Origin of the sequence: Mycobacterium cookii (genome assembly GCF_010727945.1) — a bacterium.
Classification (GTDB): Bacteria; Actinomycetota; Actinomycetes; order Mycobacteriales; family Mycobacteriaceae; genus Mycobacterium; species Mycobacterium cookii.
Genome location: NZ_AP022569.1, coordinates 3,497,953 through 3,523,198, shown reverse-complemented (window position 1 = coordinate 3,523,198; position 25,246 = coordinate 3,497,953). Strand labels below are relative to the sequence as shown.

General features: G+C 65.1%; 28 protein-coding genes and 2 pseudogenes. 19 read left to right on the top strand and 11 right to left on the bottom strand.

Features of this window, described 5'->3' with window-relative positions; all coding sequences use genetic code 11:
• The first annotated feature begins 105 nt into the window (after positions 1-105).
• A complete protein-coding gene (locus tag G6N27_RS16615) occupies positions 106-402 on the top strand; it encodes a hypothetical protein (RefSeq protein ID WP_163777797.1) in 297 nt (98 codons plus the stop codon).
• Here G6N27_RS16615 and G6N27_RS16610 read toward each other — a convergent pair whose 3' ends face one another.
• Positions 403-1,302: a class I SAM-dependent methyltransferase gene (locus G6N27_RS16610; protein ID WP_163777794.1), complete on the bottom strand. Its 900-nt coding sequence runs from the start codon at positions 1,300-1,302 to the stop codon at positions 403-405.
• Between the two features lie 151 nt (positions 1,303-1,453).
• Between G6N27_RS16610 and G6N27_RS16605 the strand changes: the two genes are divergently transcribed.
• The gene (locus G6N27_RS16605; protein ID WP_372512986.1) at positions 1,454-2,158 is read left to right on the top strand and encodes a cutinase family protein; all 705 of its coding nucleotides are present in this window, start codon (positions 1,454-1,456) and stop codon (positions 2,156-2,158) included.
• 1 nt (position 2,159) lies between these two features.
• Here G6N27_RS16605 and G6N27_RS16600 read toward each other — a convergent pair whose 3' ends face one another.
• Positions 2,160-2,825, bottom strand: a complete 666-nt coding sequence (locus G6N27_RS16600) for a nitroreductase family protein (protein WP_163777791.1) — start codon at positions 2,823-2,825, stop codon at positions 2,160-2,162.
• Positions 2,826-2,953: 128 nt separating this feature from the next.
• On the opposite strand from G6N27_RS16600, the gene G6N27_RS16595 reads away from it, so the two are divergent.
• Both G6N27_RS16595 and G6N27_RS16590 read left to right on the top strand, forming a co-directional pair.
• Positions 2,954-3,748, top strand: coding sequence for a cutinase family protein (locus tag G6N27_RS16595; RefSeq protein ID WP_232064619.1), 795 nt, complete (start codon positions 2,954-2,956; stop codon positions 3,746-3,748).
• 33 nt (positions 3,749-3,781) lie between these two features.
• Positions 3,782-4,324: a hypothetical protein gene (locus G6N27_RS16590; RefSeq protein ID WP_163777788.1), complete on the top strand. Its 543-nt coding sequence runs from the start codon at positions 3,782-3,784 to the stop codon at positions 4,322-4,324.
• Positions 4,325-4,331: 7 nt separating this feature from the next.
• Here the strand turns inward: G6N27_RS16590 and G6N27_RS16585 are convergent, their stop codons facing one another.
• Complete coding sequence (locus G6N27_RS16585; protein WP_163777785.1) at positions 4,332-5,141, bottom strand: adenylate/guanylate cyclase domain-containing protein; 810 nt, start codon at positions 5,139-5,141, stop codon at positions 4,332-4,334.
• 198 nt (positions 5,142-5,339) lie between these two features.
• Between G6N27_RS16585 and G6N27_RS25360 the strand changes: the two are divergent.
• Positions 5,340-6,122: pseudogene (locus G6N27_RS25360) on the top strand (quinone oxidoreductase family protein); the annotation flags it as partial.
• A gap of 294 nt (positions 6,123-6,416) precedes the next feature.
• Here the strand turns inward: G6N27_RS25360 and G6N27_RS25720 are convergent.
• The 3 genes and pseudogenes from G6N27_RS25720 to G6N27_RS16575 all read right to left on the bottom strand — a co-directional run bounded on the left by G6N27_RS25720 (position 6,417) and on the right by G6N27_RS16575 (position 7,471).
• Positions 6,417-6,611, bottom strand: coding sequence for a SpoIIE family protein phosphatase (locus G6N27_RS25720; RefSeq protein WP_408632616.1), 195 nt, complete (start codon positions 6,609-6,611; stop codon positions 6,417-6,419).
• 3 nt (positions 6,612-6,614) lie between these two features.
• A pseudogene (locus tag G6N27_RS25715) lies at positions 6,615-6,806 on the bottom strand (hypothetical protein); the annotation flags it as partial.
• A 14-nt stretch (positions 6,807-6,820) separates the two neighbouring features.
• On the bottom strand, positions 6,821-7,471 hold the full coding sequence (locus G6N27_RS16575; protein ID WP_163777780.1) for a biliverdin-producing heme oxygenase: 651 nt from the start codon (positions 7,469-7,471) through the stop codon (positions 6,821-6,823).
• A 233-nt stretch (positions 7,472-7,704) separates the two neighbouring features.
• On the opposite strand from G6N27_RS16575, the gene G6N27_RS16570 reads away from it, so the two are divergent.
• Positions 7,705-8,172, top strand: coding sequence for a hypothetical protein (locus G6N27_RS16570; protein WP_163777777.1), 468 nt, complete (start codon positions 7,705-7,707; stop codon positions 8,170-8,172).
• Between the two features lie 75 nt (positions 8,173-8,247).
• Complete coding sequence (locus G6N27_RS16565) at positions 8,248-9,258, top strand: CobW family GTP-binding protein (RefSeq protein ID WP_163777773.1); 1,011 nt, start codon at positions 8,248-8,250, stop codon at positions 9,256-9,258.
• 92 nt (positions 9,259-9,350) lie between these two features.
• Here G6N27_RS16565 and G6N27_RS16560 read toward each other — a convergent pair whose 3' ends face one another.
• Positions 9,351-11,312 (bottom strand): heavy metal translocating P-type ATPase, encoded by a 1,962-nt coding sequence (locus G6N27_RS16560; protein WP_163777769.1) that lies wholly within the window; start codon positions 11,310-11,312, stop codon positions 9,351-9,353.
• An 88-nt stretch (positions 11,313-11,400) separates the two neighbouring features.
• On the opposite strand from G6N27_RS16560, the gene G6N27_RS16555 reads away from it, so the two are divergent.
• Together G6N27_RS16555 and G6N27_RS16550 are read left to right on the top strand one after the other, a co-directional pair.
• Positions 11,401-11,763 (top strand): ArsR/SmtB family transcription factor, encoded by a 363-nt coding sequence (locus G6N27_RS16555; protein WP_163777766.1) that lies wholly within the window; start codon positions 11,401-11,403, stop codon positions 11,761-11,763.
• Between the two features lie 70 nt (positions 11,764-11,833).
• Positions 11,834-12,286, top strand: coding sequence for a universal stress protein (locus G6N27_RS16550; RefSeq protein ID WP_163777763.1), 453 nt, complete (start codon positions 11,834-11,836; stop codon positions 12,284-12,286).
• On the opposite strand, the gene G6N27_RS16545 is transcribed toward G6N27_RS16550, so the two are convergent.
• Positions 12,287-13,126 carry an alpha/beta fold hydrolase gene (locus G6N27_RS16545; RefSeq protein WP_163777760.1) on the bottom strand — a complete coding sequence of 280 codons (840 nt, stop codon included), beginning with the start codon at positions 13,124-13,126 and terminating at the stop codon, positions 12,287-12,289.
• Between the two features lie 169 nt (positions 13,127-13,295).
• Here G6N27_RS16545 and G6N27_RS16540 point away from each other — a divergent pair, with 169 nt between their 5' ends.
• Together G6N27_RS16540 and G6N27_RS16535 are read left to right on the top strand one after the other, a co-directional pair.
• A complete protein-coding gene (locus G6N27_RS16540) occupies positions 13,296-13,655 on the top strand; it encodes a ribonuclease domain-containing protein (protein WP_163781909.1) in 360 nt (119 codons plus the stop codon).
• Complete coding sequence (locus G6N27_RS16535; RefSeq protein WP_163777757.1) at positions 13,652-13,972, top strand: barstar family protein; 321 nt, start codon at positions 13,652-13,654, stop codon at positions 13,970-13,972. The genes G6N27_RS16540 and G6N27_RS16535 overlap by 4 nt, the downstream gene beginning before the upstream one ends.
• Before the next feature lie 15 nt (positions 13,973-13,987).
• Here the strand turns inward: G6N27_RS16535 and G6N27_RS16530 are convergent, their stop codons facing one another.
• The 3 genes from G6N27_RS16530 to G6N27_RS16520 all read right to left on the bottom strand — a co-directional run bounded on the left by G6N27_RS16530 (position 13,988) and on the right by G6N27_RS16520 (position 17,648).
• Positions 13,988-14,257, bottom strand: coding sequence for a metal-sensitive transcriptional regulator (locus tag G6N27_RS16530; protein ID WP_163777754.1), 270 nt, complete (start codon positions 14,255-14,257; stop codon positions 13,988-13,990).
• A gap of 68 nt (positions 14,258-14,325) precedes the next feature.
• Positions 14,326-17,220 carry an MMPL/RND family transporter gene (locus G6N27_RS16525; RefSeq protein WP_163777751.1) on the bottom strand — a complete coding sequence of 965 codons (2,895 nt, stop codon included), beginning with the start codon at positions 17,218-17,220 and terminating at the stop codon, positions 14,326-14,328.
• Positions 17,217-17,648: an MmpS family transport accessory protein gene (locus tag G6N27_RS16520; protein ID WP_163777748.1), complete on the bottom strand. Its 432-nt coding sequence runs from the start codon at positions 17,646-17,648 to the stop codon at positions 17,217-17,219. The genes G6N27_RS16525 and G6N27_RS16520 overlap by 4 nt, the downstream gene beginning before the upstream one ends.
• A 240-nt stretch (positions 17,649-17,888) precedes the next feature.
• Between G6N27_RS16520 and G6N27_RS16515 the strand changes: the two genes are divergently transcribed.
• From G6N27_RS16515 to G6N27_RS16480, 8 genes are all read left to right on the top strand, one after another.
• Positions 17,889-18,506, top strand: coding sequence for a mycothiol-dependent nitroreductase Rv2466c family protein (locus G6N27_RS16515; RefSeq protein WP_163777745.1), 618 nt, complete (start codon positions 17,889-17,891; stop codon positions 18,504-18,506).
• Positions 18,507-18,648: 142 nt separating this feature from the next.
• Complete coding sequence (locus G6N27_RS16510; RefSeq protein WP_232064618.1) at positions 18,649-19,029, top strand: STAS domain-containing protein; 381 nt, start codon at positions 18,649-18,651, stop codon at positions 19,027-19,029.
• 9 nt (positions 19,030-19,038) lie between these two features.
• Complete coding sequence (locus G6N27_RS16505) at positions 19,039-19,497, top strand: ATP-binding protein (RefSeq protein ID WP_163777742.1); 459 nt, start codon at positions 19,039-19,041, stop codon at positions 19,495-19,497.
• The gene (locus tag G6N27_RS16500) at positions 19,494-20,273 is read left to right on the top strand and encodes a GAF and ANTAR domain-containing protein (RefSeq protein WP_163777740.1); all 780 of its coding nucleotides are present in this window, start codon (positions 19,494-19,496) and stop codon (positions 20,271-20,273) included. Before G6N27_RS16505 ends, G6N27_RS16500 begins: the two co-directional genes overlap by 4 nt.
• Before the next feature lie 99 nt (positions 20,274-20,372).
• On the top strand, positions 20,373-21,797 hold the full coding sequence (locus G6N27_RS16495; RefSeq protein WP_163777737.1) for a PIG-L family deacetylase: 1,425 nt from the start codon (positions 20,373-20,375) through the stop codon (positions 21,795-21,797).
• Positions 21,794-22,507 (top strand): glycosyltransferase, encoded by a 714-nt coding sequence (locus tag G6N27_RS16490; protein WP_163777734.1) that lies wholly within the window; start codon positions 21,794-21,796, stop codon positions 22,505-22,507. Before G6N27_RS16495 ends, G6N27_RS16490 begins: the two co-directional genes overlap by 4 nt.
• Before the next feature lie 661 nt (positions 22,508-23,168).
• On the top strand, positions 23,169-24,656 hold the full coding sequence (locus tag G6N27_RS16485; RefSeq protein WP_232064617.1) for a neutral zinc metallopeptidase: 1,488 nt from the start codon (positions 23,169-23,171) through the stop codon (positions 24,654-24,656).
• Entirely contained in the window at positions 24,653-25,246 is a 594-nt protein-coding gene (locus G6N27_RS16480; RefSeq protein WP_163777731.1) for a DUF4333 domain-containing protein, read from the top strand. The genes G6N27_RS16485 and G6N27_RS16480 overlap by 4 nt, the downstream gene beginning before the upstream one ends.

Sequence of the window (25,246 nt, the reverse complement as noted above, 5' to 3'; positions counted from 1 at the left end):
GGCCGGTATGTGCCCGTTGCTGGGCTACCTTTACGACTCGACGATCGCGGTCTTTCGTCGCTGTGGCGGTGCGGGACCCAAAAGCGATGACCGGCAAGGAGTTCTATGGATTTCGAGGGCGCTCACGCCCGCGACCTGATGTCGCTGGTCCACCGGGCACTGCGCAGTGACGACGTCGACAAAGGCTCGCTGTGCACGGCGGCGATCAAGGTCATCGACAACCCTCCGCGCGATGGCGTCTTACGCAGCCTCGCCGACCATGTCTGCCAATCGGTATTCGACTGGGCGTGTTTCGACGGCTCGCCGGCCCGATTGGAGGGCGTCGTCAAAGGCTACGAGACGGCGGCGGTGGCGCTCAAAGCACTTCAGGTCGAGCACGGACTCGGCACGCTGCGCCACTAGCTACGTCAAGGTCGCCGTCAGGTAGCCCGAGCCGCTGCCGAAGGCGGCCAACTCGTCGTCGGGCGGCTCGAATCCGTTGGCGGCGTATACCTCTGCGGTGGTTTGCGTGTTGACGCGCCAACCGCGCGCCCCGAGGTAGTCGGCGGCGGTATTACGGTCACCGGTGTAGAACAGCTCGGCGAGGTTGATGTCGGAGCCGATGCGTCTCGACCGCTCGGTGAGTCGCTCGGCCCAATCCGGCGGAACGTCGCGCATGTCCATGTGTTCGGTCGCGATCCGGCTGCCCGGCGCTGACAGGGCCGCAACGTTGTCGAAGAGACGGTCCTGCGCTTCCGGTGGCAGGTAGACGAGCAGACCCTCGGCGCTCCAAGCCGTCGGCTGCCGGGTGTCGAATCCGGCCGCGAGCAGTGCCGTCGGCCAGTCGTCGCGCAAATCGATTGCCACCGTTCGCCGTTGGGCCGTGGGTTCAGCACCCAGGTCCGCCAGAGTCCGCGTCTTGAATGCGATCACCTGAGGCTGGTCGATCTCGTAGACGACCGTCTCGGCTCCCCAGGGCAGCCGGTAAGCCCGGGTGTCCAAACCTGACGCCAGAATCACGGCCTGCCGGATGCCCGACTCGGCCGCGTGCACGAAGAAGTCGTCGAAGAAGCGGGTACGCACGGCGATCTGCTCCCTCATCGCACGACGATTCGGCAGCGGGTCGTCAGGCTGTCCGGCCTCGGCGTCGATCAACTTCACGAAAGTGTCGATGCCGACCGCGCGGACAAGCGGATCCGCCCACGGATCGTTCAGCAGGGCATCCGGATTCTGCGATGCGATCGCTCGTGACGCGGCGACCGCGGTAGCGGTCGCGCCGACACTTGACGCCAGATCCCAGGTGTCGTTATCCGAACGAGTCATCAGCCTGAACCTCCGTTACCCCAAGACTTACTTAGCCTAATTAAGTTTATCACGGACCCGCGGCCCGATTCGTGGCCGGCAAGGCCCTGCGCTGCGTCCGCGGTGTTAGAGCCCTAATCTGTCTCTTATGCCGACGCAGAGCACCCGTCCAATGGTCCGTGCCGGGATACGGGCACTGCTGAAACTGCTGATGACATGCCTGCTGCTCGCGGGCTCTCTGGTTTCGACTTCCGCGGTCGGCGGTGCCGCCGACGGCGAACCGTGCCCCGACGTCGCGGTCATCTTCGCCCGTGGCACCCTCGAGCCGCCGGGTGTCGGCGCCACCGGACAGGCCTTCACCGACGCCCTCAACGGCCGCTTGGGCAACACCCCCGCCGCGATTTATCCGGTCGACTATCCGGCTTCGCTCGACTTCAACCAAGCGGGCGCGGGCGTGGCTGACGCGGCCAACAGAGTCCTCGGCATCGTCAATACCTGCCCCGCGACCAAGATCGTCGTCGGCGGCTACTCGCAGGGTGCTGCGATCGCGGCCTACATCACCGCCGACAGCGTCCCGCCAGGCTACGACTTGCCGGCCGGCATCACCGGACCGTTGCCGGCGAATGTCGCCAACCACGTCGCCGCTGTCACCCTGTTCGGGAAGCCCTCGAGTGGCTTCCTCAACCTGGTGGACCACAACGCTCCGCCGATCAACATCGGGCCCAGGTATGTCAGCAAGACCATCGACCTGTGTGCGCCCCAAGATCCCGTCTGCACCAGCGGCGGCGGGTTCAGCCGCGCCGCACACAGCGCATACAAGTCCAACGGCATGACGGATCAGGCAGCGGACTTCGCTGCGAAAGCGGTCGGGCGCTGACTCAGGCGCCGAACGCAGGTCCGTCGAAACGCTCCCGAACGGCAAGCTCGGCGAGGGGCCGGCGACGCAGTTTGGTGACCCGGCGTGCCGGCTCGCCGAGCGGGACCACTGCGGCCACCGCATACGAATCGGGAATTCCCAGAAGGCTTTTGACGCGCGGTTCCTCGGCGACCGCCATGGTCGTCAACACCCCGCCGAACCCTTCATTGCGGGCCGCTAGCAACACGTTCCACACGAGCGGATAAACGGACGCCCCCGGCGTCACCGCGACGCGGTCGAGGTCCTGGTCCACCGCGGCGACCACCGCCAGATCCACACAGAACACCAGCACCACCGGGGCGTCGCGGAACGGCGCCGACATCTGCTCGGGCGGCTCCGTTGCCGCGATCGTCGACGCGTCCACGCCGGGCGGCTGCAGAGGATTCCACGGTGATTCGCCGTTGGCGACTTGCGCGGCGTAGCGGCGTGCGGCCGGTAACGCCAGTTCCGCCAGTGCTGCCCGCGAATCCGCATCGCGTACGATCACCACCCGGGTACCTTGCCTGTTGCCGCCGGACGGCGCGAAGCGGGCATTGTCCAGAATTCGGCCGACGACGTCGTCGGGAAGTGGTCCGTGGGTGAATTGACGGACCGCGGGCGTCGATCGCATCACGTCGTAGAGTTCCATGCTCACCAGAGTGCCGCATGGGACGAGGTGGCGTAGATCACTCGGCCGCCCCGGAATCGCGGGGTATCCCTGCCACTTGTAGCTGGCAGTACAGCGAACGCAACAGAACGAGGACGGGGAGTCACGTCATGAGCAGACCGCCGGTAGCCCGACGGGGCACCCTGATGAGCCGGGTCACCCGGTCCACGATCGTCGCCACGTTCGCTCTGGCCGCATTCTTCACCGGCGGTCTTGTTCCAGCCGCCTCAGCGAATGCGGCAGGCGACTCATGCGCCAACGTTGAGGTCGTATTCGCCCGCGGCACCCTGGAAGCGCCCGGTGTCGGCGCGACGGGCCAGGCTTTCGTCGACGCGCTCAACCCCAGGCTGCAAGGCAAGTCCGTCGACGTCTACGGGGTCGACTACCCGGCATCGCTCGACTTCGGTCGCGCCACCGACGGAATCGCCGACGCGAGCAACAGGATTCAGTCGATCGCGGCGAATTGCCCGGCGACCAAGATCGTGTTGGGCGGCTATTCACAGGGCGCCGCCGTGGCCGGCTACACGACCGCAAGCTCGGTGCCCGCCGGATTCGCCCTTCCCGCAAGCATTTCCGGGCCGATGCCCCCGGCCGTCGCCTCGCACGTCGCGGCAGTGGTCCTATTCGGAACGCCCGACGAATGGTTCCTCGGTCTCGCCGATCACAATGCACCCCCGATCAGCATCGGACCGCTCTACGGCGCAAAGACCCTTCAGCTGTGCGCGGCCGGTGACCCGGTCTGCTTCCCCGGTGGCACGGATCGCGGCGCCCACTCGTCATACAAAGTCAACGGAATGGCCGGGCAGGCAGCGGACTTCGTCGCACACCAGCTGGGCGTCACAGCTCCTGCGGCGCCGGTGCTGCAGGCTGCGGCCGTGGTCGGCCCCGACCAGGCGGCGGGCTGAGACCGCCACACGCTCGTGGTTGATGCTGTTCCGGTGAACTGGGTCTCCCGGGATGGCCGCGACTGGCAAATCGGCGCGGCAGCGGACGTCGCGTGGATCGATGCAGGTACCTCGGTAGGGACGACGATCACCTCGGGCATTCCACCCGTCTTCGACGACTACGCAACCGTCGTCCTGCCCGAAAACCCCTCAGAGCAAGAGCGCCACGATCACGCGTTGATCTCGTTGCTTCGAAGGAGCGGGTCTTCGCAGCGGTGGTGGCTGGGATACCTCGAAACCGGCGGCAGCGACATCGTTTTCCCCGAGGCGCCCAGAGTGCGCCTGTACCCGGGTTGGCCGTACGTATTGGTGCTGGCCGGACCCGAGCATGCCGCCAGCTGGCGCCTGCTACCGGACCTGATGTTCCCGACGGACCGATCCTGGTTGGTCTCCACGCTGTGGGACGACACCTGGTCCTGTGTCGGAGGGCCGGTCTCGTTGGTGGACTCGCTGCTGAGCCATCCGGATCTCGGGCCGCGGGTGCGACGAGTGGGTGTCGACGAGAACACCACACCGCCTGGGCATCAAGCGATCTGACCGACAACTAGGCGGCTACGTCCACCGGATAGAGGCTGTACGTTCCCTGAAATCCCTTGAGTTCCGCCTCGCGAGGTTCGCTGAACTCGATGCCGGACGCACCGTCGACGGCCTCGCGCACCGACTCGCTGACCAGGATCTCGCCACCGTCAGCCTGCCCGGTAATCCGCGCGGCCAGAGCGACATTGCGTCCGAACAGGTCGTCGCCGCGCCTGACCGAGGGCCCCAGGTGCATCCCGATCCGCACTTTGATTCCCTCCCAGCGATCGGCGTCGTCGAGCGCCTGTTGTATTTCGACAGCGCACCGGACGGCTTGGCCCGCATCGGCGAAAGCGATCATGAACCCGTCGCCCTGACTCTTGATCACGTGACCGCCGTGATCGGCGACGTGTTTTTGGACGAGGCGGTTGTGCCGCTCCAAGATCTTCAGCCACCCCCGATCGCCCAGCGTTTCGTTGCGCAGGGTGGAGTCCTCGATATCGGAGAAGGCGACCACGACGTCGCCGTCGGCCGTCAGCCGGGCAAGGTCGGGACGTTCGACTTGAGCCCACCCCGCGAGCTCTTCGACGGAGTTACGGACCGTGGCGCCAATGCCTTTCGAGATCAACGAGTCGGCGGTCTTGAACGCGGTCCGGATTGCCAACGGTGCGACACCGCGACGCCGACGTCGTCGACCGGTCTCGAGCCTTTTCTTGCGCTCCAACTGGATTCGGGTGTTCTTCAACTGTCGACGCGAGACGATCAGCAGAACTGCCAGCGCGATGATCCCGCCGAGCTCGAGCGCGGCCGCGGCTCCGAGCAATTCGGACGACGTCATGGTGTGGCTACCGTCATCGGCTGATTATCGCCGATCCGGCACATGGACTTTTCGCACGGCATCCAATGAGAAGTCGACACACGCCTGGTGATATTTCACGCGAAGCTTTTTGATAGCGCAACAGCTGCGTTACGGATACCGTCGTTCGCGGCTCACACAGCGTGACAGCGCTACTGGCGACGAGGCGCCGATGCCGGGATGCCGGATCTACCGGCTGGAAATGGGGAGGGAGACGCAAGGGTGAAGGCGTGGCTGTGGGACGGCGCGGCAGGGATCGAGCACATCCGCCTAGAGGAGACGCCAGATCCCGTCCCAGGCGATGGTGAAGTGATTCTGAAAGTCGACTATGCCGCCTTGAACCCGGCCGACCGCATGATGGCGGAGAGGCGATATCCATACCCGGTGTATCCGCCGGCCCCGCACGTCCTGGGACGCGACCGTATCGGGACGGTCGTGAGAATCGGTGCAGGCGTCGACGACGTTCGCGTCGGAGACCAGCGTGTGCTTCTACGCAGCCAGGTGGGGCTGTTCCGGTGGGGGATGTTTGCCGAGCAGGTCTCTGTGCCGGCGAACGTCTTGGCTGAGCTCCCGCCCGGTTGGACCCCAGAGCAGTGCGCGGGTGCGGCGGTGGTCTATCTGTCGGCATACCGCGCGCTCACCATGTGGGAGCCACTCGAGCCTGAGTCGGTAGTGCTGGTAACCGGTGGATCAGGGGGAGTGGGCGTCGCCACCGTACAACTCGCCACTGCGATGGGACACACGGTTATCGCGCTGTCGCGCAGTCCCGAAAAGCAACAGCGCCTCGCCGAGCTGGGAGCGACCTTCACGTTGAATCCCGAGGACCCCCACTGGCCTGACCGCGCAAAGGAGCTCGTGGGCCCGCGAGGCGTGAAGCTGGCTGTCGACACCATCGGAGGCACGCAGCTACCCGCCGTCATCGAAACCATGGGCGACCACGGAAGACTCAGCCTGGTAGGACAACTCGGCGGTGTCGTCCCCAATTTCGACACTGGAACGTTGTTTTCGCGCTGGCTGAAGATCGGCGCCATGGCGTTGAGCATGTACACGCCCGAACAACATCGCGGGGCGTGGCACGACACGACCTGCTCGACATCTTGGCACGATCGGATGCACGACCACTCGTCGACCGCGTATTCCCATTCGATCCGCTTTACGGCAAGCCTTCGACCACCTCACCAGCGGGCCGATGGGCAAGGTGGTGCTCAGGGTGCAGCCTTGAGCACACGAAGCAACGGACGCGGCAAAGAAATGTTCTCAGGGGCGGCGGAGCGTCACAATGCTGACGTCGTCGTGGGTGTTCTCCGACATCACCGTCCTGATCCAGGATACCGATGCATCACTTACCCGCCCGATGGCGTCGGCCAAGCGGTCCATGTTGTCGTCGATCGACTCGCCGCGGCGCTCGACCAGTCCGTCGGAGTAGATCACCAAACCATGCCCGGGCTCCAGCTCGAGGAGCTCGTCGACGTTCGCGCTGACCTGACGCACCTGGAAGTCCGACTCACGTACGACCGCGAGCACACCGCGCGGCTGGATGCTGCCGGGGATATGGATCGGTTCGCGAGCACAGTTGTCGAGATCGATGGGCGTGCCGACCGGGACGAGGTCATCGGTGCGCTCGGGCTGCGAGTGTTCACGGGTCACCCGGTCACAGCCTCCTAGGCGCGGTAGGCCGCGAGGTTGCAGGCGAGCTCGTCGAACAGCGCCTGGTTCAATCGGAAGGCCAGCTTGACTTCGTTCACCACCTGCTCGACTTGCTCGGGCTGCAAGGTGAGGTCATCGAGGTGAGCGCGGTATGAGTCCTTGTAACGTTTCGCGTGTATCGGAAAGTCGTAGAACATCAAACCGACACCGCCCAGGTTATACACGCGGTCCAGCGCGCGGCGGATGACTCGGCCACCGGACAGGTCCCCTAGGTAGCGGGTGTAGTGGTGGGCCAGCAATTCGCCGCCTTCGACGCCCTCGAGTCGGCTCTGATAAGCCTCTGCCGCAGGCGAATTGGTGCCAGGTGGCATGCCATCGGCCCAGTGGCGCAGATCCGCATCGATGGCCGGCAGTCGTTCGAGGGCCGGGTCGTAGACGACCGCGACCAGTGGGTCGTCACGGTGCGAACGTATGGCACTCTCCAATGCGGCGTAGACCACCCGCAAACGCAGCAGGTAATCGACGTAGGCGTCTTTGACGAGGTTGCCGCTGAGCAGTTCGGCGATGAACGGCGACTGCTCGGCCGCTTCATGCTCGTCACGGGAGCCCGCACGCATCGCGGCGGACAATGGCCGAACCGACTTGGTCACAACAGAAGCTTGCATCAACGTGCTCCACGCGTCGCGTTCACGGTGACAGACACTTTTACATTTGGCCGATTCGGACAGTCTGGCAGACCGTGGCCGGCAATTGCTTGAGCAATTTCCGCGCCGCGGAAATAAACCTTCGTGTTCTTTTCGTTAGGCAGGTTTAGTTCCGCCGTGACCCGGCAAATCACATTGATGTAAGTAACACCAGTCGCACATGACTCACAGGAGCCTGAAAAGGACACCCGCCCATGAATACAGTCCTCTACTTCAGTCCTGGTGGCCCCGTCTATGAAACCCGTGCCTACAGCAAATCCGATATTGCCGAACTCGTTCAGAACTACGGACTCGAAAGCCTGACCAGTGCTGATCGACAGTTCGACTTCTGGTTCACGCCTTCGACCCGGCACTGCCAGCGCACGGTCAACCGCAGCGCCACTGAGACGCTGTTGTCGACGACCGGCTTCACCGCCAAGACGGTGCCGTTGCTCCGCGGCGGCGTCGTACTCGCCACCCACGACTCTGACGGCGACCTCGACGGCCTCAGCTGGCAACAGCTCGACCGCCTGATCACGCTGAGCTCCACGATCACCCGTCGCGATGACCGGGTGCTCAACCGTCGCATCGGGCGTGACGAACGACGCCAGCAGCGCACCCTGGACGCACACGAAGCGCCGGTACCCACCCGCGCGGGAGCCCAGCACGCGGCCCGGCACTGACAGCCTTCCTCGGCTATTGGGACAGACCGAAGACGTCGAAACGGTCGAATTGACCGCCGAGTAGCGTCGCTGCACGTGCGGTCGATTCCCGTGATCTGTTTGACCGGCCACCTCGGCGCCGGCAAGACGAGTCTGCTCAACCACGTGCTGAGTGCCCCGGGAGCCCGGATCGGTGTGATCGTCAACGACTTCGGTGAGTTGAATGTCGATGCGATGCTGGTGTCGGGGCAAATCGACGAGCCCGTTTCCATCGCCGGTGGCTGCATCTGCTGCTTGCCCGATGACGGCGGCATCGACGAGGCGCTGGCCAAGCTCGCCGATGCGCGGCTCGACCTGGATGCCGTGATCGTGGAGACGAGCGGTTTGGCCGATCCCGTCGCCGTCGTCCGGATGATCGGATTCAGCGAAGTGACCGGCGTGCGATTCGGCGGGCTTGTCGATGTCATCGATGCCACAACACATTTCGACACCATCGACGTCGGTGAGGTGGTACCGGCCCGCTACGGCGCGGCATCTCTGGTGGTCGTCAACAAGCTCGATCAACTACCGGGCGGCGACCGGACCGTCGTGGTCGACCGTGTCAAACAACGGGTGCGAGAACGCAATTCGCGCGCGAGTGTGGTTGGGACCGTTGGCGGGAGAATCGACCCCGGACTGCTCTACGACATAGCTGAATCCCGTGACGTGATCGGCCAGCTCTCGCTACGCGAACTGTTCGTCGAGGCCGCCGACCACGCTCATTTGCACGCCGACTCCGTGTCGGCGACCAGCGACGGTGAAATCGACCCAGGGGCGCTCCTCGACCTGCTCGAGGATCCGCCGTCAGGGGTGTACCGGCTCAAAGGAGCTGTCGTGATGCGCTACGGCTCCGCCGCACCCACCTTTGCCGTCAACCTGGTCGGTACGTCAATCCACATCGCGAACGCACCCGCTGGGGCGTCTGCCAATTGTCTGGTTGCGATCGGGATGGATCTCGACACCGAGGCAGTTAGCGAACGACTCGCCACCGTGCTGCGACCCACCGTCGAACCGGCGACACTCGCCAATGCTCACCGACTCCGGCAGTATCGCCGGCGCAGCCTTTAGGAAACGATGCAGCCATGACGATTCAACCCTTGCAGGTATACCTCTATCGTGTTGGACGACATCGGGTGTCGGCTCGCCGGCCGACGTGACGATCAGCGGACCGCGGCGGCGCGGCTCCAGGCCGATCGGCGCAGCAGACGTAGCCCGTTGAGCCCCACGATCACGGTCGAGCCCTCGTGCCCGGCAACGCCGAGCGGCAGCGGCAAGGTGCCGACGAGATCCCAAATGACCAGCATCCCAATGAAGGTGGCAGCGATCGTCAGGTTTGCGATCACGACCCTGCGCGCTCGCCGCGACAGCGCGACGACGGCGGGAATCGTCGTCAGGTCGTCGCGCACGACGACGGCATCGGCGGTTTGCAACGTGAGATCCGATCCCGCACCGCCCATCGCGATGCCGATGTGCGCGGCTGCCAGTGCGGGAGCATCGTTGATGCCGTCACCGATCACAGCCAGCCGTTGACCGCCGGCCTGTAACTGCTGTACCGCGGCGACTTTGTCGTCGGGGAGCAGACCGGCACGGACATCGGCGATGCCGACCTGCGCGGCGAGTTGGTCGGCGGTTGCCTGGTTGTCACCGGTCAGCAAAACCGGTGCCGCGCGGGTCAACCGGCGTGCGGCGCTGACGGCGGCCGCGGCTTCGGGGCGCAACTGGTCGGTGATGGCCAGCACCCCGACCGCCCGGTGATCGCGGGTGACGACCACCGCGGTGTAGCCGCGATCTTGCATCGCCGTCACCGCGGCAGTAGCGGTGGCGTCGAGGTCGGCCAGCAGGGCGTGCGGAGACCCGACGCCGATGAGCCGGCCGTCGACGCGGGCGGTGACGCCCCGGCCCGGGTGGGCTGCGAACTCGTCGACATCGGGCACGGCCAAACCCTTTGTGCGTGCGGCGTTCACGATCGCCGACGCAAGCGGATGTTCGCTGGGGTGCTCGGCCGCAGCTGCCAGGGCCAGCAGTTCGTCATCGCCGAGACCCGTTTCAAGACAGTGAATTTCGGCGACACCGGGTGTCCCCCGGGTCAGCGTGCCGGTCTTGTCGAATGCGAACTGGGTGGTCGCCCCGAGTCGTTCCATGACCACCGCCGACTTGGCGAGCACACCGTGGCGGCCGGCGTTGGCGATCGCGGCCAGCAGCGGCGGCATCGTGGCAAGGACCACGGCGCACGGCGAGGCCACGATCATGAATGTCATCGCGCGCAACAACGCTGGCTGCAGCAACTCCCCCGCAAGCAGTGGGATGGCGAACACCGCAATGGTGGCGGCGACCATGCCGATCGAATAGCGCTGTTCGACCTTCTCGATGAACAGTTGCGTGCGGGCCTTGGTGCGGCTGGCCGTTTCCACCAACGTCGCGATGCGGGCCACGACGGAGTCCTCGGCGCGCCGGTCCACTCGAATCCGCAGGGAGCCAGTGCCATTGAGGGTTCCCGCGAATACCTCGTCGCCAGAAATCTTGTCGACCGGCAGCGGCTCACCGGTGATCGTGGCCTGATCCACCTCGCTGGCACCGGCGATCACGGTGGCGTCGGCCCCGATCCGCTCTCCGGGCCGCACCACCACGACATCGCCGACAGCCAGATCGGCGCTGTTGACCATTTCCTCGCTGCCGTCGGCGCGGACGCGGGCCACCGTTTCGGGTGCCAGGTCGAGCAGTCCGCGTACGGAGTCTTCGGTGCGTGCGGTCGCCAACGCCTCCAACGCGCCGGACGTCGAGAAGATCACGATCAGCAGTGCGCCATCGGTGATCTGCCCGATCGCCGCCGCGCCGATCGCCGCCGCGACCATCAGCAGGTCGACGTCCAAGGTCTTGTCCCGGAGCGCCTGCAAGCCGGCCAGGCCCGGCTCCCAGCCGCCGGCTGCGTAGCAGCCCCAGTACAGCGTCCACCACAGCCAATGCGGACCGCCCGCCAGCTGCGCCGCCAAGCCGGCCAGAAACAACGCCAGAGCGATTGCCGCCCAACGCATTTCCGCGAGCGCGAACAGCTTGGTGTGCCGGACAGGCGCAACCGCGGGGGCAAGCGGGGAACGGCTCGGCGCTGTGGTCGGCGCGACCATGAATGACCTCCGGACGATGAGCTGCCGACGATACCAGATCGTATGAATACGTCTTCATGCGTCGACGGTTCGGGTATTCTGCCTGCTTATGGGACATGGAGTCGAGGGCCGAGATCGCCCCGCGGCCCGGCTTGATACCGATGCCGTAGCCCATATCGCCAACACGCTGCAGGCCTTGGCAACTCCGAGTCGACTGCTGATCCTGACCGAACTGAGGCAGGGTCCGCTGGCGGTGACCGAGCTGGCCGACACGATCGGCATGGAGCAGTCTGCGGTGTCCCATCAGCTTCGGTTGCTGCGCAACCTCGGGCTGGTCACCGGCACCCGGTCGGGCCGCAGCATCGTCTACGCCCTTTACGACAACCACGTCGCCCAACTGCTCGACGAGGCGATCTTTCACAGCGAGCATCTGCGACTGGGACTGACGGATCGTTCTCAAACCGCAGGGTAATCGGTAATTTACCGAAATATAGTGAACACTTGTACACTCGCCGTAGTACCTCAACTGATCGGAGCGCAACGTGGCGGAGTACAAAACCATCGTCGTCGGCACCGACGGCTCGGAGACCTCTCTTCGCGCAGTCGACAAAGCAGCGGCGATCGCCGCGGAGGCGAACGCGAAATTGATTGTGGCGTCGGCGTATGTGCCGACGGATTCGCATTCAGCCGGGACGGACCCCGATCAACTCTCCGGCGAGGGCTACCGGACCGAGGGAAACGCGCCGCTGTACGCGATGTTGCGCGATGCGGGTGCGAGGGCCAAGGACGCCGGTGCCCACGATGTCGAGGAGAAGGCGGTCGAAGGTGCTCCGGTGGACGCGCTGATCAGCCTGGCCGAACAGGTTGGCGCCGATCTCATCGTCGTCGGCGACGTCGGGCTGAACTCGGTGGTCGGACGGCTGGTCGGATCCGTTCCGCGAGCCGTCCGTAACCGCGCGAAGACCGAGGTTCTGGTCGTCGAGACGAAACAGTAGTCAGGCCGGGTGCGCGGCGAACCAGTCGAGCAACAGATCGGCGAGCTTGTCGGGTTCCACGTCCGGTATCCAGTGCGAGACGCCGTGCAGGATCTCGAACCGGTATTCCCCGCTGACGTACCGAGCGGTGTCGTGAGCTGCTTTCGGCAGTAGCGCGATGTCCCGGTCGCTCCACACGTACAGCGTTGGGACAGCGACCTTTCCGGTGCTGGCTCGTGGATTGGACAGTGGCAGTGCGCGATACCAGTTGATCGCCGCCGTCAGCGCGCCGGGCTCGCTCATGGCCTGCCCGTCGCGCTGCGCCGCCGCCGGCGTCTGACCTCCTCGCCTCAGCACTTCAGCCACCACCGCGCCGCGTCGGCGCGACAGCAGCCACTCCGGCAAGCGCGGCAACTGGAACAAGTACATGTACCAGGACGCCAGGCCCTGGCGACTGGTGACGAACGACTTGAGGAACGCGGCGGGATGCGGCACCGATACCGGCGAGACCGTCGCAATCCGTTCGGGCATCGCGGCCGCGACGGCCCACGCGACGGCGGCACCCCAGTCGTGTCCGACCAAGTGCACCCGCCGCGCGCCGCTGGCATCGATCAACGCGCCGACGTCCGCGACCAACTCGGTCATGCGGTAGTCGCGACGACGGGCGGGCCGCGCTCCCGATGAGTAGCCCCGTTGGTTGGGCGCCAGGCAACGGAATCCCTGTGCCGTCAGCCGGTCGATGACGCCGTCCCAGCTGTCATTGTGTTGTGGGAAGCCGTGCAGCAGCACCACGACCGGCCCGTCGGGCGGTCCGGCATCGCGGACATCGAAGACGAGGTCGTCGCGTCGGTATTGCTCCATACGTCAGGCCTCCCGGCTACAGGTTCGCGGCGGTGCGCCTCTGATACCCAAGCACGTCGCCACGAGCGAGCGCTAGGGTGGTCGTGGCGCAAGGCGAGGAGCGCAGGTGGGTCGACGCAGGCTGGTACTGATCGCGCTGGGCGTGCTGGTCGTCGCGTTCGCCGCAGTCATGCTGTCGCGCAACCACTCTCCCGACTCGGCGCCGAGCGGTGGCGACGGCGGGACGACATGTCCGATCAGCAGCCTGCCGCCCGAAGTGGTCGACACCGTGCGGCGTATCCACGCCGGCGGTCCGTTCCCGTTTCCACACAGCGACGGAGCGGTGTTCGGCAACCGCGAGGGGCATCTGCCCAAGCAGCGCAGAGGGTACTACCACGAGTACACCGTGGTCACGTCGCGCGCTCGGGATCGGTCAGTCCGGCGAATCGTCACTGGCGGAACCCCGTTGACCGATCCGGCGCAGTACTTCTATACCGGCGACCACTATGACTCTTTCTGTCTGGTCACTGACGCGGGAAGGCAACGATGACGCGAGATCCAGCCGACAGCCCGCCCGTGATCTTCCGAATCGACGGCCGAAAGATCAGATCCGTCAACGACTTCTACCGCGAGATCGGATCGGCCGTCAACGGGCCCGGCGGATACTTCGGACGCAATCTCGACGCGCTCGCCGACTGCCTGCGAGGCGGATTCGGCACTCCTGAACATCGGCCTTTCGAATTCGAATGGCAGCACAGCGCGCTGTCGCGGCGCTCCCTCGGCGCGGTACGCCGCGGGCAGAACTCGTTGTTCGAGGCGATACAGGACGTTTTCGACGACGCCGGTGTACCGCTGAAGCTCACGTGAGTTCGGCCGCTGTTGTCAGGCAAGAGACAAGAACAGCTTTTCCAGCTCGTCTTCGGTCAGAGGTGGTGGTGTGCCCGACTCGGCGCTGGTGATGCAGTGCCGCATGCCGGAGGCGACGATTTTGAAGCCCGCCCGGTCCAAGGCGCGGGATACCGCCGCCAGTTGGGTGACGACGTCTCTGCAGTCGCGGCCTTGTTCGATCATGGAGATCACGCCGGCAAGCTGACCTTGCGCACGGCGCAGTCTGCTGAGCACGGCGTCCATGCGGTCGGCGTCATCGATCATCGGTCCTCCAGCGGAATAGGTTGTCTGCCATTCTACCCCCGGGGGTATCGCGGTGGCGGTGTTGCATCTCAGTGGCGCCCCGCGGTGACCGCGTCGCGGGTGTGACCGGCCTTCGGCAGCGGGCGTGTCGGCGGAGGCGGTGTGACGGGTCGGCCGCCCTGCTCGGCCGGCCGCGGCCTTACCCGCTGAGGCCACCAGAACCAACGCCCAAGCAGCGCGGCGATCGACGGCGTCATCAGTGAGCGCACGATGAGCGTGTCAAACAACAGGCCCAGCCCTATCGTGCTGCCCGCCTGACCAATTGAGCGCAAGTCACTGGCGACCATGGACATCATGGTGAACGCGAACACCAGGCCCGCTGCGGTGACGACTCCGCCGGTCTCGCCCATCGAGCGGATGATGCCGGTCTTCAAGCCCGCGCCGATCTCTTCCTGGAACCTGGACACCAGCAGCAAGTTGTAGTCGGACCCGACAGCGAGCAGGATGATCAACCCGAACACCGGCGCGATCCAGTTCAACTCCAAGCCAAAGAGATGCTGCCACACCAGCACTGACAGCCCGAAAGCAGCGCCGAGCGATAGCAGCACCGTCCCGACGATCACCATCGATGCGACCAGAGCGCGAGTGATGATCACCATCACGGCGAAAATCAATGTCAGCGCCGCGATTCCCACGATCAACAGGTCGTAGTGGGAGCCTGACTCGATGTCGCGGTAGATTGCCGCCGTTCCCGCGAGGTAGAACTTGGCATCGGTCAGCGTCGTTCCCTTGACCGCTTGATGCGCCGCGTTCAACTCGGGCATGACCGCGGAAATGCCCGCCGGCGTCGCCGGATCGGTGTCGTGAATGACGATGAAGCGGGCAGCCTTACCGTCTGGCGACAGGAAAAGCTTCAGACCGCGCTCAAAGTCAGCATTCTTGAAGGCTTCTGGTGGCAGGTAGAAGTAATCGCCGCTTCTTGACGCGTCGAACGCCTGGCCAATGGCGCTGGCGGTGTCGGTCATTTGCCCCATCTGGGTGACCAGTCCCGAGAAGCTGCTGTGCATGGTCAGCAGCGTGTCCTGCATGGACTTTGCGACAGCGATCATCGGCGAGAACTGAGCGACCATCTGGGGCATGATCGCGTCGATGTTGTTCGTGTCGCTGATCAGCGTGCTCATGTTGTCGCTGAACTTGTCCACACCGTCGGTCGCCTCGAACACCGACCTGGCCGCCCAGCAGACCGGGATGTTGGCGCAGTGTTGCTCCCAGTACAGGTAGCTACGGAACGGTCGGGCGAAATCGTCGAAGTCCGCCAGGTGATCCCGCATCTCGTCCAGCGTAGATTGCATTGCGTGCATATCGCCGATCGTGCGGTGCGTCGCAGTGCCGATCTCCCCCACAAGATCTCGCATCCGCTGCATCGAACCGATCATGACGCCGAGGTCGTTGCTCATCGTGAGCATGTCGGCGGTCCGGTCCTTCATGAATCGGAGGTTTTCCTGGATCGGAATCGACTGCGCACTGATCTGGAAGGGTATCGACGTGTGCTCGATCGGGCCGCCCAGGGGCCTAGTGATGCTCTGCACCATGGCGATTCCCGGTGCGCGAAAGACCTCCTTGGCCAGCCGGTCCAGGATGATCATGTCGGCACTGTTCCGCATGTCGTGGTCCGTTTCGACCATGAGGATGTCGGGATTCATTGTGGCGGCGCTGAAATGACGCTCTGCGGCCGCGTAGCCGACGTTCGACGGCAGGCTGCGCGGGATGTAATAGCGGTCGTTGTAGCTGATCTTCATCGTCGGCACGATGAGGATGCCGACGATGGCGCTGGCCAGTGACGCTGCGAAAACCGCACCGGGCCAGCGCACGGTGGCGGCACCCAGGCGGCGCCACCCGCGCGTCTTGATCATCCGCCTCGGTTCGAGCAATCCAAAGCGAGTCGCGACGGCGACGACGGCCGGCGCCGCGGTCAGCGCGCCCGCGACGACGACGATGAGCCCCAAAGCTGATGGGATGCCGAGTGCTTTGAAATAGGACAGCCGAGCGAAATGGAGACAGAAGGTGGCTCCGGCGATGGTCAGGCCTGAGCCCAAGATGATGTGAAAGGTCCCGCGAAACATCGTGTAGTACGCGGTTTCTCGATCCTGACCAGCTTTACGCGCTTCCTGATAGCGACCGATGAGGAATATCGCATAATCGGTTCCCGCCGCGATCGCCAGCGATGACAGCATGGCGACGACGAACGTCGAGAACCCGAGGAGACGCTGACTCCCGAGAAGTGCGACTAACCCTCTGGCCGTTCCCATCTCGAACCCGACCATCACCAGAATCAGCAGCATCGTGCTAACCGAACGATAAGCGATGAAGAGCATGATCATGATGACCAGGCCCGTGACGCCCATCATGGTGAACATGCTTTTGTCGGCGGCCTCGTTCATGTCCGTGGTGAGCGCCGCAGGCCCGGTGACGTACGCCTTCAGACCTGACGGTGGTGGCGATCGGTCGACGATCTTGCGGACGGCGTCGACGGACTTGTTGCCCGCCGTGCTGCCCTGGTTGCCGGCCAAATTGAGCTGGACGTAAGCGGCTTTGCCGTCGCGGCTCTGGACTCCGGCGGCGGTGAGCGGATCTCCCCACACGTTCTGGACATGCTGTATGTGCTCAGGGTCGGCTTCCAGCTTTTTCACCAAGCTGTCGTAATAGTGGTGGGCCTCCTCGGAAAGCTTCTCGTCGCTTTCCAGGACGATCATCGCGATGCTGTCGGAGTCCGATTCGTGGAACTTCTCACCGATGTGCTTCGCGGCGATCATCGCCGGCGCGTCCTGCGGAGACATCGTCACCGCGTGGTTCCTCGCGACCGACTCAATCGGCGGCACAAGCACATTCAATGCAACCGTCAGCAGGAGCCACGCCACGATAATCGGCACGGCGAAGGTGCGGACGAACCGCGTGAATCTCGGGCGGTCGGCGTCGGCGTTCATCCGGCTTTCACCAGACAGGATGTTTGCGCGTTGCGGCCGGTTGCCGATTGCGCGTCCCTGATCACCCCGTCCACAGTGATCCGGCAGGCAATGTTGTCGCTATTGCCCTGTGCCACAACGCTCGCGAGCACGGCAGGTGCCATCGTCGTGATGGTGAAGGTCCATGGCAGACCGGTGAAGTCGGCCTGTTGCGGTTGGGCACTCTTGTCCACGTAACTCACGCTTCCCACTGTGCTGCCGGGGCCATCGACTTCGTATGTCACCTGCTTGCGATGGGACGGTTGAAGCGGTTCGGCGCTACCACCGGTCGCGTGGAAAATCTTCTCCGAGCCGAAGGCGCCGCGGAGCCGGCCGACCGCGACACCACCGAGGACAACCGCCACCACGACGACGAGCGGTACCCACCCGCGTCTGAGAAAGGTCAACATCCAAGTTTCCTCACTGATGGCCTCGTCGTTGTCGCTTCTACTTCACGCTCGGATCGGTCGACCAGACAGGGTCATTCGGCCCTTTGCCCGGGTGACGTTCGCAGCACGTTGACCGCCAATGTACCCTAGGGGGTATGGTATGTCATCAGCGAGGTGTTGTTGGGAAGGTAATTGCACCCCCGACGAGTCGATGGTGAATCCTTGTTCGATACTGAGGATTTGAAGATTCAAGGAGTAGAGATGGCTGGCATGGAGTCGCTGGATCGGCGCGACGACGCGGTGACGTTATGGCTGGACCCGGTCTGCCCGTTCTCCTGGAACACCGCTCGCTGGTTGACGGCCGCGGCCGAGAAGGTCGGGTTCGATATCGAGCTACGCCTGATGAACCTGGCGATCCTCAACGAGGGACGCCAGCTGCCGCCACCTCAGCAGGCCCGCATGGACGATTCCCAGAAGGTCGGCCGGCTGATGGCCGCCCTGCGCGACGAGGTCGGCATGGTCGCGTTGGCCAAGGCCTACTTCGCCTTCGGCGAGCTTTACTTCGACCGCTCGGCGGCAATCGACGACGATCTGGTTGACCAGGTGGTCAAGGCAGTGGGTGCACGCCGGACCACCGCGGCAGCGTTGGCCGATGCCTCGCTGGACGCGGCGGTGCGACAAGCCCACCAGCTCAGCCAGAACGCGCTGGGCGACATCGGCGGCAGCCCGCTGATCACGATCGGCGGGCGCACGATCTTCGGCCCCGTGTTCAGCTCGGTGCCCGACCCCGACCGGACACTGACGGTATTCGACGCGGTCACGACCCTGGTCCTCACGCCTCAATTCAGCCAGCTCCAGCGCCCCCGAACCCACGCGTAAGCGAATAGCCGCGCCTCCGATCGCGGCCAGACGGCGGCGGTAACTCCGATTGGCCCCTGTAGTAGTCTTGGGCCTGTTCACGATGTGCGCTGGTTCAGCCGACAGCCTCACGCGCAGTTAGCTAGTGAGGATGTGGCCCGCTATGGCTCAACGAGAACACGCACACAACGGATTGATGGTCGTCGAGCAGGATGCCGGCGTTGCCGTGGTGCTTTCAGCTGCCGGCACGATCGACATGGTCACGGCCCCGCAGTTTCAAGTGCACGTGGACTCGGTTCTATCCCGTGAACCCTCGGCCCTCATCATCGATTTGTCGCGCGTTGAATTTCTAGGCTCCGCCGGCATCGGGGTGCTGATAAACGTGCACAACAACGCCGGAGACATGGCCTACGCGGTGGCAGCAGACGGGCCCGCCACGAGTCGGCCGCTGCACCTATTGGGTATCGGTGATCTGATCCACATTTATCCTTCTGTGGCCGATGCCATTCGCGAGTTGGGCTTAGCCGCGGGAGAGACCGGGTAGCCACCGACGGTGAGCGAGGAGGCGATCGCCAGCACAGCTGGCACCTGTACCCACAGCGGATACGCGGACGGTGACACGGTGGTCGAGTTCCGCGAGCGACTCCGCGCCTGGTTAGAAGATTCCGTCGATCTCGATCCGGAACGTGTGTGCGACATCGTGTTAGCGACCGACGAAGCGCTGACCAACGTGGTGGACCACGCTTACCAGGGGATCGGCCGCACCGGCGTGGTGACCCTCGATCTGTCGTACGACGCCGATGAGGCCGTCATCAACATTCGCGTCACCGATCGGGGCCATTGGCTCGAGCCCACCCCCACCCCGATCACTGCCATCCGCGGGCGGGGTTTGATTTTGATGCAGGCGCTGGCCGACAGTTGCACCGTCGATGGGCGTGCCGACGGCACATCGGTCTCGCTGATCTTCCGGAACTGCCCTGCCCTGGAACACTTGTCGTCCCGGTTCGGATGACGCCGGACAGCGGCAATAACTCCGACGGCAGGCAACCAGCCGCACTGTCGGACCTCGACGGTCTGCGCGCTCTCGGCGAGACGGAGTTCACCGCACTCGACGTGCTGTGCCGGTCGCTGCACGTCACGAATGCCGATCTCGAAGGCACATTGCTGGCGATTCTCAACGCGGCGACCGCCGCCATCAGCGGTGCAGACCAGGCCGGACTGAACTTGTTTGCCGGTGGCCGATTCGAACCGCAAGCGACTGTCGGAAGCGCGCCACCCGCACTGGACGCCCTACAGCAGCACACCGGCAGCGGGCCGTGCATCGACGCCTCCCGAGACCAAGTGCGCATCCACATCGACGACTGCGCGACCGATCAGCGGTGGCCGAAATTCGCGGCGGAGGCGGTGCGCCTGGGCATTCACGCCATGCTGTGCGTCCCGCTGTGGGTTGACGACCGCCGACTCGGCTCGCTAAGCCTCTACGCCCGCGCAACGGGTGCATTCGACGACGCTGCCAAGCGACTGGCCGACCTCTACGCGACGCATGGAGCGCTGGCGTTACTGGAAGCCCAACGCGCGGACCAGTTCCAGCGCGCGATCGACAGCCGCGATGTCATCGGGCAGGCCAAAGGCGTGCGCATGGAACGTCACCGGGTGACCGCCGATCAAGCGTTCACCCTGCTCAAAGGGGCCTCACAAAAACTCAACCTGAAAGTTACCGAGGTCGCGCGAAGCCTTGCCGCGACCGGCGAATTCCCCCGCGTCCATGGCGCAACGCCCAGCCCCTGAGCCCGAGAACCGTTTCCGAAGCAACCGAAGCGGGTACAAGTTGGACGCATCACGCCAGCCCCGCGGGTGACCCACGCATCGAAATGCCGGAGTACTGCCATGCCCCCCGCACACGATTCAGATCTCACCGTCGCTGCACGTGCCGACACCCGAACAGATAGCGCGTCGATCGCACGGCCGTTCAGCCACCGCGAGGACGGGACCGACGAGTCGACCTGGCTGCTCGATGCTCGCTGGGACACTGTTGCCCGGCTTGGGTTTGATTCACTACTCGAGCATTACCCGCACGTCCTGCTCCTTGCGCCTCACCCCGACGACGAAACTCTGGCCCTGGGTGCCACCCTGGCCGACCTGACGGACAAAGCCGAAACAGTGACCGTCGTCGTCGCGACCTACGGCGGCAGCGGATCAGGCTCGACGGAGCGCCGCGTCGAAGGAGAGCAGGCGCTTGCGGCCCTGGGTTCGCACATCAAGACAATCTGGTGGAATCTTCCTGACGGGCTCCTGCGCAATGCAATTGACGAGATGGTCGACCGGTTGGTGGAGCTCGTCGACGCTAAAACCCTGCTTTTTGCCCCGGTGGAATGCGATGGGCACGCAGATCATGAGGCGGTAGCCGCAGCGGCCGAGGCGGCGGCGCGCGAACGGGAAGCGGCGCTGCTTTATTACCCGGTGTGGCTGTGGCACTGGGCAACACCGGACGATATCGAGTGGCCGCGAGTACGCACCATCGCGCCCTCTCTACAGGCGCTCAAGTCTAAAGCGGCCGCATTAGACTGCTACACAAGCCAACTCACCGCGCCTGACGGCTATCCGATCATCGGACCAGCGCTTCGCGACCGGGCTCGACGGGTCATCGAGACTGTTCTCGTACCCGTGCCGCACGATCTCGCCGCGCGCGCCGAGGGCCACATCGCCGCGGTCCGCTCGCGGGCGCAGATCGCCGCCCCCTTCGACACCATGCTCGACCACGGTGTCACCGACCCCTGGCGCCTCGACGAGTCGGAATACGAAAAGCGGCGACTGGCAATAACACTCGCCTGCCTGGGGCGCACCCGATACTCAAGCGCATTGGAAATCGGTTGTTCCACCGGCCAACTCTCCGCATTACTTCGCGACCGCGTCTCCGACGTCGTCGGGCTGGACGCCAGCGAGATGGCGCTCGACGTCGCGCGAGAACGTACCTCGGCGGTGCGGTGGGTCCTGGGTGCGGCGCCGATCGACATTCCCGACGCGGACTTCGACCTGATCGTGCTCTCCGAAGTCGCCTACTTTCTCGACGGACCCGAGCTCCTGGCCACGCTTCGCGGCGTCCGTCGCCGGTTGCGCCCCCATGGCGAGATCCTCATCGCCAACTGGAGCGCTCCGACCGAGAACATCCCGCTCGACGGGCCCACCGTCAACGCTCAGGCCGCCGCGATATTCGACCTGCCACTGCGGGCCCGCTATCACGACGTCGACCTGACGATCCAGGTGTGGGGCGAGCCTGTTTCGGTGTATCGCGAAGGCGCGGACAGCGCATGACCTCCCTGCGCCGCATCACGGTCGTGGTGCCGGCCCGTAACGAGCAAGCACATGTCGCCGCGTGCCTGGACAGCCTCCGGACGTCGGCGAACCAACTGCGGCGCGAATACCCCGGCATCTCGTGTGATGTCGTGGTCGTCCTCGACTGCTGCACGGATCAGACCGGCACGCTCGCCGACGGTCGCGGTGTGCGCACCATCGTCAGCACGATCGGCCGCGTCGGCGCCGCGCGCCACCTCGGCGCGCTCGACGCGGTCGCAAAAACCCGGCGCGCGGGACTCCCCGACGACGCCGTGTGGCTGGCTAACACCGATGCCGACACCACTGTGCCTCCCAATTGGCTCGCCGCCCAGGTGCAGTTCGCCGACGCAGGCTTCGATGCAGTGATCGGCACAGTCACGCCGGACGGACTCGATCGGCCGACGGCTCGGCTCTGGCAGCAACGACATCGACTCGCTGAAGGGCACGATCACGTACACGGAGCCAACTTGGGAATCCGCGCGGACCTGTATATGACCGTCGGCGGGTTCGCCGCTGTGTCTCTGCACGAGGACCTCGATCTGGTGAACCGCGTGAAGGCTCATACCCGGCGCTGGACCACGACGCACCGGACGAATGTGCGGACGTCTGCCCGTAAGAACTCGCGAGTCGAAGGTGGATTCGCCAGCTACGTGGCAGATCTCGGGTCGGAGGGCTCATCGTGCGCATAGCCGTGTACGTCGAAGCCAGGCCGAACTCGCGGCAACTCTCACGCCAGTTATGACTTCGCGGTGAGCGAGCGTCGCCTCAGCTTTTTGATCGGTCCGGACAATGCGGTAGCCCAGAATGACGACTCCTCCAGTGGCCGGCGAGGAATCGACTCTGAGAGTGCAATCGAAGGCATGGCCGAATCCGAAACGGTCGGCTCACGTTCGCCACCGGTTCGGCCGGCGTCTGCGGGCGATACGTCGTCGCGAACAGAACCGTGGCCCAGCGCCGCGTCGGCCGAAAGGTGAACGGCCAGCGCGTCGCTGAGTTCGCAAACCTCGACGATCCGCCTGATACCTCGCCGTGCGCGGTAGCTGCGGCAGCTTCGCTGAGCAGCAGCCGCCAAGTGGAATCGTTGCGAGCATCGACCTCGCCGCCCGCGTACACGATGATCGCGGACTCACAGCGTTGGACGAGCGCCCTCAGGGTGCTGTGCGGGGCACCGAGTTCGCGGATGAGCTGTGGACTCAGGCTGACTTGAGTGGCCATGACACTCCTCCCCGCGCTCAAGCCGCATGGTCCGTAACTAGTACACATATCGGCGCTCGGCTAAACGACATTTCGCTCGATACCTTTGGGCTAACGTCGCCGACAGGGAAGCGCCCGGCCGCTGGGAGGGATCGGATGAAGCACCGCCCACACCGGGCCGCCGGGCGACCAGTACGCAACCTCAGCCGAATCGGCACCGCATTCATGTTGGCCTGCCTCGGCCCAGTTTCCGCCGGATGCGCCCACACCGTTATGGAAGGGCGCGCGGCCTCGATGCTGTATGACCCCGACCGGGTCGGTGGTCTGGCGGCCACCCATGGTTTGAGTGGAGTGCGCCCCGATGCCCCCGCACCGCAGGGCGTCGTCGAGGGCACCGACGGCGGCGGCGTCGATCGGCTTGCATTGTTGGCAGTCAACGACATTCAAGACTTCTGGGCGTCGACCTATCCTCAGTCGTTTCCCGGGAACTACACCCCGGTCTCGGCCATCAGGTCCTACGACTCGACGAATCCGACGAGCGGCCGCGTGTGCGGGAAGACCGTCGTCTATGGCGATCCCAACGCGTCGTACTGCCGACGCGATGACTCGATATCGTGGGACCGCGGCTCTCTCATCCCCAACGCGCGCAAGTACTTCGGAGACGTCGCGGTGGCCGGCGTGCTTGCGCACGAATTCGGTCATGCCGTGCAGACCAGAGCGCACAGCGTCCACGTGCTGACCCGCACCATCGTCCGTGAGCAGCAGGCTGACTGCTTCGCGGGGGTCTACCTGCACTGGGTGGCCCAGGGCAACTCGACGCGCTTCGCGTTGAACACCACCGATGGCCTCGACCATGTGCTCGCCGGTGGCATCACTCTGCGCGACCCCACAGATGAATCCGAAAATGCGCCTGGCGCACACGGTTCCGCGCTCGACCGGGTCGGCGCTTTTCAGGAGGGATTCGACGGCGACGCCGCCACCTGCGCGGCCATCGACCATGACGAGATCGCGCGCCGCCACGTGGGCCTTCCTCCCGGGCTGCAGAATTACTCGTCGGGCGACTCCGATCGCGGCGAGATGGCGATCACCGGGGATTCATTGGCGCTGTTGATGGAAACCCTCGGTCAGATCTTCCACCCCGACAGGGCTCCGACGCTGGCGGTGGCCGGCAACATCGCGTGTGCCGACGCCCGACCCAGCCCGCCGGCGTCGTACTGCCCGGCCACCGACACCATCAACGTCGACCTTCCCGGCCTGCAGGCGATCGGCGCCTACACCGACAGCAAGAACCGTGAACTGCTGCAGGGCGACGACACCGCGTTCTCCGTCGTCACATCCCGGTATATGCTCGCAGTCCAACGCCGACAAGGTGTTTCGCTGACCGGTGAACGCGCGGCGCTGCGCACCGCATGCCTGACCGGGGTGGCCCAACGCAACATGGCCGCCCCCGTTCCGCTGCCCTCCGGTCGCACACTGGTGCTCACTGCCGGCGACCTCGACGAGGCGATATCCGGTTTGCTCACCGACCATCTCGTCGCCAGCGACACCAACGGCGACAGCGTGCCCGCCGGATTCACCCGCATCGTCGCGTTCCGCTCCGGCCTGGTCGGCAACGCCGCTCAGTGCTACGGGAACTTCCCGTGAACGATCCGCGGCAGCCGGGCCCCGGACGCGAACCCCGCCCGGACGCGCCCTGGTATCGGCGCCGTCCCACTTCGGACGACGAAACCGGCGCCCTGCCGCGACCGATCCCCCCGCCGCCGTATCGCCGGCCTCCCGCCGGTAACCGCCCGCCACCACCGGCAGACATTCCCTGGTACCTGCAGCGTCCGCAACGCCCACCGCCACCGGTCGCTCACCAAAAGCCCACTGCCCCCGCAAAAGAGAAGGGTACCGCCGATCGCAGGACGGTTCTGCCCTGGCTGCTGATCGGTGCCGGCGCTCTCGCCTTGCTGATCGGGGCCGCCGTCGTGGTGGGCCGGCACGGGGCTACCGGGGGCAGGTTCCTCGACGTGGCCAAGGTGCAGACCGGCGTCCTGCAGACGCTGTCGGATCCCGCCAGCGGCTACGGCGCCAACACCGTCACCGACGTCAGCTGCAACAACGGCCACGACCCCAGCGCCGACAAGGGGACAACGTTCACCTGCGAAGCCGTGGTCAACGGCACCCAACGGCATGTCACGGTCGTCGTGTCAGACGACCAAGGGACCTACGAAATCGACGGTCCGCGTTAG

What these genes read in the sequence shown, in the direction of transcription:
- G6N27_RS16530 (WP_163777754.1), bottom strand. Translation starts at nt 14,257, where the DNA reads ATGATCGATGACGCCGACCGCATGGACGCCGTGCTCAGCAGACTGCGC.
- G6N27_RS16495 (WP_163777737.1), top strand. Translation starts at nt 20,373, where the DNA reads ATGCCCCCCGCACACGATTCAGATCTCACCGTCGCTGCACGTGCCGAC.
- G6N27_RS16570 (WP_163777777.1), top strand. Translation starts at nt 7,705, where the DNA reads ATGAATACAGTCCTCTACTTCAGTCCTGGTGGCCCCGTCTATGAAACC.
- G6N27_RS16585 (WP_163777785.1), bottom strand. Translation starts at nt 5,141, where the DNA reads ATGACGTCGTCCGAATTGCTCGGAGCCGCGGCCGCGCTCGAGCTCGGC.
- G6N27_RS16575 (WP_163777780.1), bottom strand. Translation starts at nt 7,471, where the DNA reads ATGCAAGCTTCTGTTGTGACCAAGTCGGTTCGGCCATTGTCCGCCGCG.
- G6N27_RS16560 (WP_163777769.1), bottom strand. Translation starts at nt 11,312, where the DNA reads ATGGTCGCGCCGACCACAGCGCCGAGCCGTTCCCCGCTTGCCCCCGCG.
- G6N27_RS16545 (WP_163777760.1), bottom strand. Translation starts at nt 13,126, where the DNA reads ATGGAGCAATACCGACGCGACGACCTCGTCTTCGATGTCCGCGATGCC.
- G6N27_RS16610 (WP_163777794.1), bottom strand. Translation starts at nt 1,302, where the DNA reads ATGACTCGTTCGGATAACGACACCTGGGATCTGGCGTCAAGTGTCGGC.
- G6N27_RS16540 (WP_163781909.1), top strand. Translation starts at nt 13,296, where the DNA reads ATGCTGTCGCGCAACCACTCTCCCGACTCGGCGCCGAGCGGTGGCGAC.
- G6N27_RS16490 (WP_163777734.1), top strand. Translation starts at nt 21,794, where the DNA reads ATGACCTCCCTGCGCCGCATCACGGTCGTGGTGCCGGCCCGTAACGAG.
- G6N27_RS16525 (WP_163777751.1), bottom strand. Translation starts at nt 17,220, where the DNA reads ATGAACGCCGACGCCGACCGCCCGAGATTCACGCGGTTCGTCCGCACC.
- G6N27_RS16605 (WP_372512986.1), top strand. Translation starts at nt 1,454, where the DNA reads ATGGTCCGTGCCGGGATACGGGCACTGCTGAAACTGCTGATGACATGC.
- G6N27_RS16555 (WP_163777766.1), top strand. Translation starts at nt 11,401, where the DNA reads ATGGGACATGGAGTCGAGGGCCGAGATCGCCCCGCGGCCCGGCTTGAT.
- G6N27_RS16485 (WP_232064617.1), top strand. Translation starts at nt 23,169, where the DNA reads ATGAAGCACCGCCCACACCGGGCCGCCGGGCGACCAGTACGCAACCTC.
- G6N27_RS16600 (WP_163777791.1), bottom strand. Translation starts at nt 2,825, where the DNA reads ATGGAACTCTACGACGTGATGCGATCGACGCCCGCGGTCCGTCAATTC.
- G6N27_RS16515 (WP_163777745.1), top strand. Translation starts at nt 17,889, where the DNA reads ATGGCTGGCATGGAGTCGCTGGATCGGCGCGACGACGCGGTGACGTTA.
- G6N27_RS16500 (WP_163777740.1), top strand. Translation starts at nt 19,494, where the DNA reads ATGACGCCGGACAGCGGCAATAACTCCGACGGCAGGCAACCAGCCGCA.
- G6N27_RS16520 (WP_163777748.1), bottom strand. Translation starts at nt 17,648, where the DNA reads ATGTTGACCTTTCTCAGACGCGGGTGGGTACCGCTCGTCGTCGTGGTG.
- G6N27_RS16595 (WP_232064619.1), top strand. Translation starts at nt 2,954, where the DNA reads ATGAGCAGACCGCCGGTAGCCCGACGGGGCACCCTGATGAGCCGGGTC.
- G6N27_RS16615 (WP_163777797.1), top strand. Translation starts at nt 106, where the DNA reads ATGGATTTCGAGGGCGCTCACGCCCGCGACCTGATGTCGCTGGTCCAC.
- G6N27_RS16510 (WP_232064618.1), top strand. Translation starts at nt 18,649, where the DNA reads ATGGCTCAACGAGAACACGCACACAACGGATTGATGGTCGTCGAGCAG.
- G6N27_RS16535 (WP_163777757.1), top strand. Translation starts at nt 13,652, where the DNA reads ATGACGCGAGATCCAGCCGACAGCCCGCCCGTGATCTTCCGAATCGAC.